Origin of the sequence: Pseudonocardia sp. NPDC049154 (genome assembly GCF_040648315.1) — a bacterium.
In the GTDB taxonomy this organism is placed as follows: domain Bacteria; phylum Actinomycetota; class Actinomycetes; order Mycobacteriales; family Pseudonocardiaceae; genus Pseudonocardia.
The window spans coordinates 1-8,883 of record NZ_JBEZDN010000201.1; the positions used below are offsets into that span (position 1 = coordinate 1).

The 8,883-nt window shown below is 77.1% G+C and carries 9 protein-coding genes and 1 pseudogene; 2 read left to right on the top strand and 8 right to left on the bottom strand.

Annotated features, from left to right (window positions below; genetic code table 11):
- Together AB0B41_RS41640 and AB0B41_RS41645 are read right to left on the bottom strand one after the other, a co-directional pair.
- Positions 1 to 188 (bottom strand): hypothetical protein (locus AB0B41_RS41640; RefSeq protein ID WP_358212571.1); only part of this gene is annotated, 188 nt, incomplete at its 3' end.
- Between the two features lie 147 nt (positions 189 to 335).
- Positions 336 to 698 (bottom strand): hypothetical protein, encoded by a 363-nt coding sequence (locus AB0B41_RS41645; protein ID WP_358212573.1) that lies wholly within the window; start codon positions 696 to 698, stop codon positions 336 to 338.
- A gap of 875 nt (positions 699 to 1,573) precedes the next feature.
- Here AB0B41_RS41645 and lexA point away from each other — a divergent pair.
- Entirely contained in the window at positions 1,574 to 2,296 is a 723-nt protein-coding gene (gene lexA, locus AB0B41_RS41650; protein ID WP_358212574.1) for a transcriptional repressor LexA, read from the top strand.
- A gap of 15 nt (positions 2,297 to 2,311) precedes the next feature.
- Here the strand turns inward: lexA and AB0B41_RS41655 are convergent, their stop codons facing one another.
- From AB0B41_RS41655 to AB0B41_RS41680, 6 genes are all read right to left on the bottom strand, one after another.
- Entirely contained in the window at positions 2,312 to 3,142 is an 831-nt protein-coding gene (locus tag AB0B41_RS41655; protein WP_358212575.1) for a universal stress protein, read from the bottom strand.
- Positions 3,143 to 3,226: 84 nt separating this feature from the next.
- Positions 3,227 to 4,324: a hypothetical protein gene (locus AB0B41_RS41660; RefSeq protein ID WP_358212577.1), complete on the bottom strand. Its 1,098-nt coding sequence runs from the start codon at positions 4,322 to 4,324 to the stop codon at positions 3,227 to 3,229.
- Entirely contained in the window at positions 4,257 to 5,795 is a 1,539-nt protein-coding gene (gene hflX, locus AB0B41_RS41665; RefSeq protein ID WP_358212578.1) for a GTPase HflX, read from the bottom strand. Before hflX ends, AB0B41_RS41660 begins: the two co-directional genes overlap by 68 nt.
- A gap of 55 nt (positions 5,796 to 5,850) precedes the next feature.
- Positions 5,851 to 6,681 carry a diaminopimelate epimerase gene (dapF, locus tag AB0B41_RS41670; RefSeq protein WP_358212580.1) on the bottom strand — a complete coding sequence of 277 codons (831 nt, stop codon included), beginning with the start codon at positions 6,679 to 6,681 and terminating at the stop codon, positions 5,851 to 5,853.
- Positions 6,678 to 7,577, bottom strand: coding sequence for a tRNA (adenosine(37)-N6)-dimethylallyltransferase MiaA (gene miaA, locus AB0B41_RS41675; protein WP_358212582.1), 900 nt, complete (start codon positions 7,575 to 7,577; stop codon positions 6,678 to 6,680). The genes dapF and miaA overlap by 4 nt, the downstream gene beginning before the upstream one ends.
- Entirely contained in the window at positions 7,574 to 8,293 is a 720-nt protein-coding gene (locus tag AB0B41_RS41680; protein ID WP_358212584.1) for a hypothetical protein, read from the bottom strand. The genes miaA and AB0B41_RS41680 overlap by 4 nt, the downstream gene beginning before the upstream one ends.
- Positions 8,294 to 8,571: 278 nt before the next feature.
- Here AB0B41_RS41680 and AB0B41_RS41685 point away from each other — a divergent pair.
- Positions 8,572 to 8,883: pseudogene (locus AB0B41_RS41685) on the top strand (hypothetical protein); the annotation flags it as partial.

Below are 8,883 nucleotides of genomic sequence, written 5' to 3' on the forward strand. Positions count from 1 at the left end.
AGGTCGGCCCGCCGCTCGGCCGGGACTCCGGCCGGCGTGGCCGGCGCCTCGACCGGGACCCCGCCCGGCTCCTCGACCATCGCCGACGGCCCGGATGCTCCGGCCGGCAACACCCCGGCCCGCGACATCCCGGTCAGCGACATCCCACCCGGCGACGCCCCCGTGAGCACTGCACTCCTGGGATCCATGACGACCTCCCACCCCCGCGCCGACCCCACCCGAGCCGGATGCCCGGACGACCGGTCGAACGCGTGTGCGATTCCTATCAACCACCACCGACAAAAACCGGTGCCCGCCGTGACCGGGGTCACGGCACCGGGCACCGCCCCGCCTCGTCAGGCCGGGACGCGCAGCACGAGCCCGGCGGGCAGCGGCGCCGAGTCGACCGGGAGGGCGTTGTCCGCCGCGATCCGCTCGACGACGGCGCCGGTGCCGGCCGACGCGACGGCGGGGACGGTCCGGCGCGCGACGTCCCGGATCGACTCGCCCGGCTCGACCGTCACGACCGCGGTACCCGCGGGCACGGCCGAACGAGCCTGGGCCTCCCCCGCGGTCCCGGCCAGGAGCCCGAGGCCGACGACGACCGCGGCGGCGACCAGCGCGAGGACGGCGACCGCCACGGCACGCCGGAGCCGGTACCGGGCCGGGGACACCGCACCGCGCAGCACCCGCACGATGGGCCGGACCGCGCGCGGCACCGGGCACACGTCTCCCGGAGCCGACGCAGCGTCGCGCAGCCGACCTCCCGGGTCCGCCACGGTGGAACCGCTCGCGACGACCGAGAAGCCGGGGACCCGAGGGAAGGGGCGTACCGAGGGCGCGTGGCCCCGCGCCCGCACGGCCGCGGTCGCGGTCGCGGAGACCGTGCGCCGGGCACGGCGGGAGCTCCGCGCCGGTCGGGCCGGACGCGGTCTTCGGGTCGCCCCCGCCTCGCGCGCCCCGTCCCCGGTCGTCACGGCGCTCCCGCGCTGCGACGACGCGACAACCCGGCTCTTCCGCGCGCCCGGCCGGTCGGCGCGGTCCCGACGGCGGCGCGCGTCCTCGGCCACCCCGCGCGACACGCCGAGGCCGGGGCCTGGCCGTGCGCCCCCGCCCGCGCGGCCGCCCGACCCGTCCACGGTGTGGTCCCCGCTGCCCCCCGCGATCCCCGCGCCGTTCACGGCAGACCCCTTCCGCCTCGTCCGCGCCGCTCAGCGACCGGATCTCGCACACATGTTCGATTCGAACGTCTGTGCGACGTTCTACCATCACCACGGCCCCTCGTCACGAGCCCGCGCCGACACGATCGGCGTGTCGTTCGAACATGTGTTTGGCGTTCGGCCGGATCCGGGCTACCGTCCGATCCCGACGGACCGGCCGGGACCGCCGGACGGGCCGTCCGGGTCCTCACCGGCACCGGCCGCCCGGCGCCCCGGTACGGCTCCCGGGAGTACGGCCCGGAGGAACGGGCACGACGACCGGGGCGTCCGGCGCCGAGGGGGGTACGGACCGTCCGGGAGCCGGGCAGCGGGCCGGGACGGGCCCGACGACGCGGACAGCGCACGAGACAGGCACACGAGGAGGCGGCAGGCAGATGGCACGGGACGAGTCCGGCGGAGCCGGCGAGACCGGCCGGGAGCCCGGACAGGTGCGCGCCTTCCCGGATCCGCCGGCGGACCCGGTGGGCCTCACCCCCCGGCAGCGCAAGGTGCTCGAGGTGATCCGGGACTGGGTGGAGCGCTTCGGCTACCCGCCGAGCGTCCGGGAGATCGGCGACGCGGTCGGGCTGACCTCCACGTCGTCGGTGCACCACCAGCTCCGCACGCTGGAGCGCAAGGGGTACCTGCGGCGGGACCCCAACCGGACCCGCGCGGTCGACGTGCGCAGCCCGGAGGAGGACTCCGAGGGCACCGCGGCCGCCGAGGTCCGCGCGGAGCGGCCGGCGCCGGCGTTCGTGCCGCTGCTCGGCAACATCGCCGCCGGTGGCCCGATCCTGGCCGAGCAGGCGGTGGAGAGCGTGTTCCCGCTGCCCCGCGAGATCGTCGGCGAGGGCACGCTCTTCCTGCTCAACGTCAAGGGCGACTCGATGGTCGAGGCCGCCATCACCGACGGGGACTGGGTCGTGGTGCGCCAGCAGCCCGTCGCCGAGCAGGGCGAGATCGTCGCCGCGATGATCGACGGCGAGGCCACGGTCAAGACCTTCAGGCGCACGGACGGCCAGGTCTGGCTGATGCCGGCCAACCCGGCCTACGAGCCGATCGACGGCAACGAGGCGACCATCCTCGGCCGCGTCGTCGCGGTGCTCCGCCGGCTCTGAGGTCCGGGCCCACGGTCAGCGGTCCGGGGGCGGCACCACGATCACGGGGTAGCGGGCGGTGCGGACCAGCACGCCCGCGACCCCGCCGAGCAGCAGCCGCTTCATGAGCGGGTACCCGCGCGACCCGACGACGAGGACGTCGGTGCGTTCGGGCAGGTCGGCGAGGGTGTCGGCGACCGAGCGGCCGATCACGACGTCGTAGAGCGCGTCGATCTCCACCGGCGCCTGCGCGAGCCCCTTCTGCGCGGTCTCGGTCGCGGCGGGCACCTCCTCCTCGCCGCCCGCGACCACCACGAACCGCAGCGCGGCGCCGGTCCGGCCGGCCAGGTGCACGGCCAGGACGGCCGCGCGGTCGGCCTCCGGCGTGCCGTCGTAGGCGACCGTGACGACGGTGATCCCCTTCGCGGCGGTGTGCCGATAACCCCGCGGCGCGATCCCGACGGGGCAGCGCGCCGAGGGCAGCAGCCGCTGGACCGTGCCCCCGGGGGCGAGCCGGCCGAGCAGGCCCCCGCCCGTCGAGCCGACGACCAGCACGGCGGCCCCGACCTCCTCGGCGTGGTCGGCGAGCACCACCGCCGCGGGACCCGGCCCGAGCGGGGCGAACTCCGGCGCGGACGGCCCGGTCGAGCCGATGAGCTCCCGCGCCCGGCCGAACCGCCGGCGGGCGACCTCCTCGATCTTCTCCCGCCACCGCGGGTCGCGGGCCATCGCCGAGTAGCCGAGCCCGTCCGTCGGGTAGACGGTGGCGACGACGTTGGTCAGCCCCGTCAACCGTGCCAGCTGCGCCCCGAGGACCAGGGCGTCGTGACCGCCCGGCGTGTCCTCGTAGGCGGTCACGATCGGCACCGCGGCACCCCTCCTCCCGGCGTGATCAGCGTAGGCGGAGCGGGGCCCGCCGACGGCCCTCCGGGAGCACCCTTAACGGGCTCGTCACACGCGGGAGCGCCGCCGACCGTGCAGGGCCATCGCGGCGGCCGCCAGCCCCAGCACGAGGACCGCGACGCCGACGCCGATCGCCGCGGGCAGCCAGTCCGGGGCGGGCTCCGGCGGGGTCGCCGGGGGCGGCGCGACGGTGGGCTCCGCGGGTGCGGCGGCGAGCGTGGCCTCGACGGCGCCGGGCACCGCGCGGAGCCGGCCACGGTCCGGGCCGCGGGTCTCGGAGCCGGACAGCAGCGTGCCGTCGGGGAGGAACGCGAGCGCCTCGCCCTGGGGCTCGGCGGGCAGCGGGACCTGCAGCGGAGTGGCCTGCAGGGCCGCGACGAGGTCACCGGAGGCCGGCACGCGGTAGAGCCAGGCGTCGGTGTAGGTCCGCAGGGCGACGACCTCGCGGCCCGCACTCGTCGCCCCGCCGGTCACGGTGAACGCGCCGAGGGCACCGATCGGGCCGCCCCGGGTCTCGGAGCGGGGGAAACCGGCCGAGCCCGCGCGCATCAGCGGCGTGGGCCCGGGCTCGGCGAGCGGGCCGGCGGGGCGGTAGACCCCGGCGGTGCCGCCGACCTCCTTGGTGACGATCACGGGCACGCCGTCCGCGCCGATCAGGAGGGCCTCGGCGTCGTGCGGGCCGTCCGGGTAGGTCAGCCGGTGCAGCCGCGGCGCGCCGTCGGGCGGCAGCACGAGGAGGGCCACGGTGTCCCGGAGCCGGTCGTTGTCGCCCGTGTCGGCGACCCAGAACGCGCCGTCGGGCGCGATCGCGAGGTCCTCGGCGTCGAACGGGTCCAGGGCCGCGGTCCGGGTCTCGACGACCGCGCAGGAGCCCGGGTCGAGCCGGTACAGCGCGACCCGGCTGCCGCCGTCGCTCATCGCCCAGACGCCGCCCTCGGCGGCGACCGCCAGCCCGGAGAGCTCGACGAGGCGGCGGTCGGTGACCGGGCAGCGGTCCTGGGGCGAGCTCGGCGCCGCGCCCGCCGGCACGGCGAGCAGCAGCGTGAGCAGGAGGACGGCGCCGAGGACCCCGGCGCGCTCAGCCGCGCGCAGCGACGCGCGCCCCGGCCTCGGCCCGCGCGCCCTCGTCCGCGGTCCCGTTCGCATCCCGCGAGCCTGCCGCGTCGCCCTCGGCGGGGGCCGATCCGGTCCGCCCGACCGCGAACGGCACGGCCGCGACGGCGAGCTCGGGCCTGACCCGGACGTGCAGCCGCGTGCCCTCCGGCGTGTGCTCGGAGGCGAGCACCTCGCCGTCCGAGTGCAGCCGCGCGACCAGCCCGCCCTCCGTGTAGGGCACCAGCAGCTCGAGGTCGACCTCGGGCCGCGGGAGCCGCTCGGCGATACAGGCCTTGAGCCGCGCGATGCCGTCGCCCCGGTGGGCCGACACGAACACGGCGTCGGGCAGCAGGTGCCGCAGGCGGGCGAGCGCGAGGTCACCGGCTGCGTCGGTCTTGTTGACGACGAGCAGCTCCGCGGGCATGGTCCCGCCCTGCTCCTCGCCGATCTCGACCAGCACCTTGCGCACCGCGGCGATCTGGTCCTCGGGCAGCGGGTCCGACGCGTCGACCACGTGGACCAGCAGGTCCGCCTGGCCCGCCTCCTCGAGCGTGGACCGGAACGCCTCGACGAGCTGGTGCGGCAGGTGCCGCACGAACCCGACGGTGTCGGTGAGCGTGTAGGTGCGCCCGTCCGTCGTCTCCGCGCGGCGGGTCGTGGGGTCCAGGGTGGCGAACAGCGCGTCCTCGACCAGGACACCCGCGTCCGTCAGCGCGTTGAGCAGCGAGGACTTGCCGGCGTTGGTGTAGCCGACGATCGCGACGCTCGGCACGTCGTTGCGGCGGCGGGCGCCGCGCTGGGTGTCCCGCACCCGGCTCATCGCGGCGATCTCGCGGCGCAGCTTGGACATGCGGTGGCGGATGCGCCGGCGGTCCAGCTCGATCTTGGTCTCACCGGGACCACGGCCACCGATGCCCACACCGCCGGCGGCGCGGCCACCGACCTGCCGGGACAGCGCCTCACCCCAGCCGCGCAGCCGCGGCAGGAGGTAGGACAGCTGGGCCAGCTCGACCTGGGCCTTGCCGTCCCGCGAGCGGGCGTGTTGGGCGAAGATGTCGAGGATCAGGGCGGTCCGGTCGATCACCTTGACCTTGAGCTTGTCCTCCAGCTGGCGCAGCTGGCCGGGCGAGAGCTCGCCGTCGCAGATCACGGTGTCGGCGCCGGCGGCCTGCACGGCGACGGACAGCTCGTCGACCTTGCCGGAACCGATGAAGGTGGCGGGGTCGGGCTTGCTCCGCCGCTGCACCAGACCGTCCATGACCTGGGAGCCGGCGGTCTCGGCGAGCCGGGCCAGCTCGACGAGCGAGGCGTTGGCCTGCTCGGAGGTGCCCTCGGTCCAGACCCCGACGAGCACCACCCGCTCGAGCCGCAGCTGCCGGTACTCGACCTCGGTGACATCGGTGAGCTCGGTCGACAGACCCGCGACCCGCCGGAGCGAGGACCGTTCCTCCAGCTCCATCTCGCCCCGCGAGGGGTCGAGAGCATCGTCGGCAGGCGTGTAGCGCAGGGGGGATTCAGTCATCGTGAGGTCGAGTGTCCCACGTTTCGGGTCGCCGCGTCGGCCCGTTTCCCGCGCGTCACCCGGCGGTCTCCCACCACGATCGATCCAGTTCACCGTGCGCGACCAGGACCGCCGGTCCGTGCAGGACGGTCGACGCACCGCCGTCGCGGACCGTGACCTCCAGCCGGCCGCCGGGGGTGTCGACGGGCAGCCGGCCCTCCGCGCGCCCGGCCGCCCGCAGCGAGGCCACGACGGCCGCCACCGTGCCGGTGCCGCAGGACCGGGTCTCCCCCACCCCACGCTCGTGCACGCGCATCGCGACCGGTTCGTCGCCGCGTGCGGGCCCGACGAACTCGACGTTGGCCCCGTCGGGGAACAGCGCCTCGTCCCGCCCCGGCGGCACGGTCAGGTCCAGCCCGGCGAGGTCGGTGTCGGTGACGCAGGCGAGGTGCGGGTTCCCGACGTCGACCGCCACGCCCGGGAACTCCCGTCCGCCGACCGTCGCGACGCTCTCGGGGCCGACCAGCGCCCGGCCCATCTCGACGGCGACCCGGTCCCCCTCGAGCGTGACGACCTTGACGCCCGCCCGTGTGCCCAGCGGCAGCTCCCCGGCGCGGAACCAGCCCGCGTGCTGCAGGTACCGGGCGAAGACGCGGACGCCGTTGCCGCACATCTCGGCGATCGACCCGTCGGCATTGCGGTAGTCCATGAACCACTCGGGGCCGTCGACGCCCAGGGCGGCGGACCGGACCACGCGCAGCACCCCGTCCGCCCCGAGCCCGCGCCGCCGGTCGCACAGCGCGGCGACCCGCTCCGGCGTGAGGTCGAGGGCGCCGTCGGGGTCGGGCAGCACGACGAAGTCGTTCTGGGTGCCGTGGCCCTTCGAGAAGGGGATGCCGTCGCTCACGCGACCAGCCTACGAGCCATCGCCGACAGTTCCGGATCCGCGCCGTCGAGCCAGTGGATGCGGGGGTCGCGGCGGAACCACGAGCGCTGCCGGCGCACGAACCGGCGGGTGGCGCGGACGGTCTCCTCGGCGGCCGTCGCCAGGTCGTACTCGCCGTCCAGCGCCGCGACGACCTGCTGGTAGCCCAGCGCCCGCGACGCCGTCCGGCCCTCGCGCAGGCCCTTCTCCAGCAGCCCGCGGGTCTCGTCGACCAGCCCGGCGGCCATCATCAGGTCGACGCGGCGGGCGACCCGCTCGTCGAGCTCCGCGGTCTCCCGATCGACCCCGATCAGCACCGCGTCGTACCGGGGCGAGCGCTGTCCCGGCAGCGTGGCGCGGAAGGGGCGCCCGGTCAGCTCGATGACCTCCAGCGCCCGGACGATCCGGCGCCCGTTGCCGGGCAGCACGTTCTGCGCCGCCGCGGGGTCGACCTCGGCAAGCCTGCGGTGCAGCGCCGGCGCCCCGACGGCGGCCAGTTCGGCCTCCCACCGGCTGCGGACAGCCGGGTCGGTGCTCGGGAACTCCAGCTCGTCGACCACCGCCTGCACGTACAGCCCCGAGCCCCCGACCAGCACGGGCGTGCGCCCGGCGGCGAGCAGCGCCTCGATCGTGGCGCGCGCCTCCCGCTGGTAGACGGCCACCGACGCGGTCTCGGTGACGTCCAGGACGTCGAGCTGGTGGTGCGGGATCCCGCGGCGCTCGGCCACGGACAGCTTGGCGGTGCCGATGTCGAGGCCGCGGTAGAGCTGCATCGCGTCGGCGTTGACGACCTCGCCGCCCAGCGCCTCGGCCAGGTCCAGCCCGAGGTCGGACTTGCCCGTCGCGGTCGGCCCGACGACGGCCACGAGCCTCGTCATGCCGGCGTCCAGACCGCCACGTGGTAGGCCACGCCGTACGGCGCCGCGGAGTACAGCAGCTCGCCGCGCCAGTCCCGGTCCTCCGTGGCCCCGGCGAGCACCTGCCAGGGGGCGCGACCGGCCGCCCACAGCTCCGCCGCGAGACCCGGGTCGAGGGCCGCCAGGGGTGCGGGGTCGCCGTGCTCGAGGGCCTTCGCGACGCCGGCGTCGAAGGGCCCGGCCCGCTCGTCGAGATGGCCGGGCGCCTTCTCGGTGTGGGTGGCCGCGCCGTCGCCGACGATCAGCAGCCCGACGGGCCGGTCCGCGGCGTCGGCCCCGGCGGCGAGCTCCCGGCCGAGCTGCAGGCAGTCGGCGGTGGGGGCGTCCTCGGGGACGAGCTCGCCGCGGACGCGCGGCTCCCGCCCGGACTCGCCGCCGGCCCACCCGGCGACGAGCAGGGGCAGCGGGAGCTCCGGGTCCGGGGCACCGGCGCCGGGCCCGAGGGCGACCCGGACGTCCCGGCCGAACCCGGCGAACGTCCCCGCGGTCGCGGGCGGGACGGTCCGGCGGCCGCCGGGGTCGGCGCCCACGGCGATCCAGTCCGCGGCCGCACCCGCGAGCCGGGCCGCGGCCGAGCGCACCGCCGCGCGCAGCTCCGCGGTCTCGCCCGCCGCCCCCGCGGCCAGTTCCGGGACGAGGAGCGGGGGGTGCGGGAGCACGACGACCAGCGACAGCACGCGACCGACACTAGTGCGGCCCCGGCGACCGCGCCGCCGCCCTCCGGTCACCCTGCGTGGCCGATCGGGCCCGGAGAGTCGCCTCGACGGCGACTCGGCGCGCTCAGGCGGCCGCCCGCGGTCTCGTCCGGGTCGCGGCGGTTCCGTGCGCCCGCCCGACCTGTTTGAATTCCGCCGACCGGTGGTCGCGCGTCGCGACCGGCCGGTTCGTGCACGGCCCCGGCGTTCCACGGCGGGGCGCCCGTCCCCGGGGCGGGCCCGAACGAGGGAGGACGACGGTGTCGGACGAGCACACGGACGAGACGCAGCGGGAGGGTCTGCCCGGTACCGCCGCGAGCGCTCCCGCTCCGGACACCCCCGACATGCCCCCGGCGGCGACGGAACCCGCGGAGGGGAAGACGGAGCAGCCGACGGCCGACTCCGTGTCGTCCGCCCCGGACGCACCGCAGGCCGCGACGCCGGGCGAGGCCGCACCGCCCGCGACGCCGAGCGAGCCGTCCGCGGCACCGAGCGCCTCCGCACCGCCCGCGGCGCCCGGCGAGCCCGCACCGTCCGCAACGCCCGGCGAGCCCGCGCCGCCCGCGACGCAG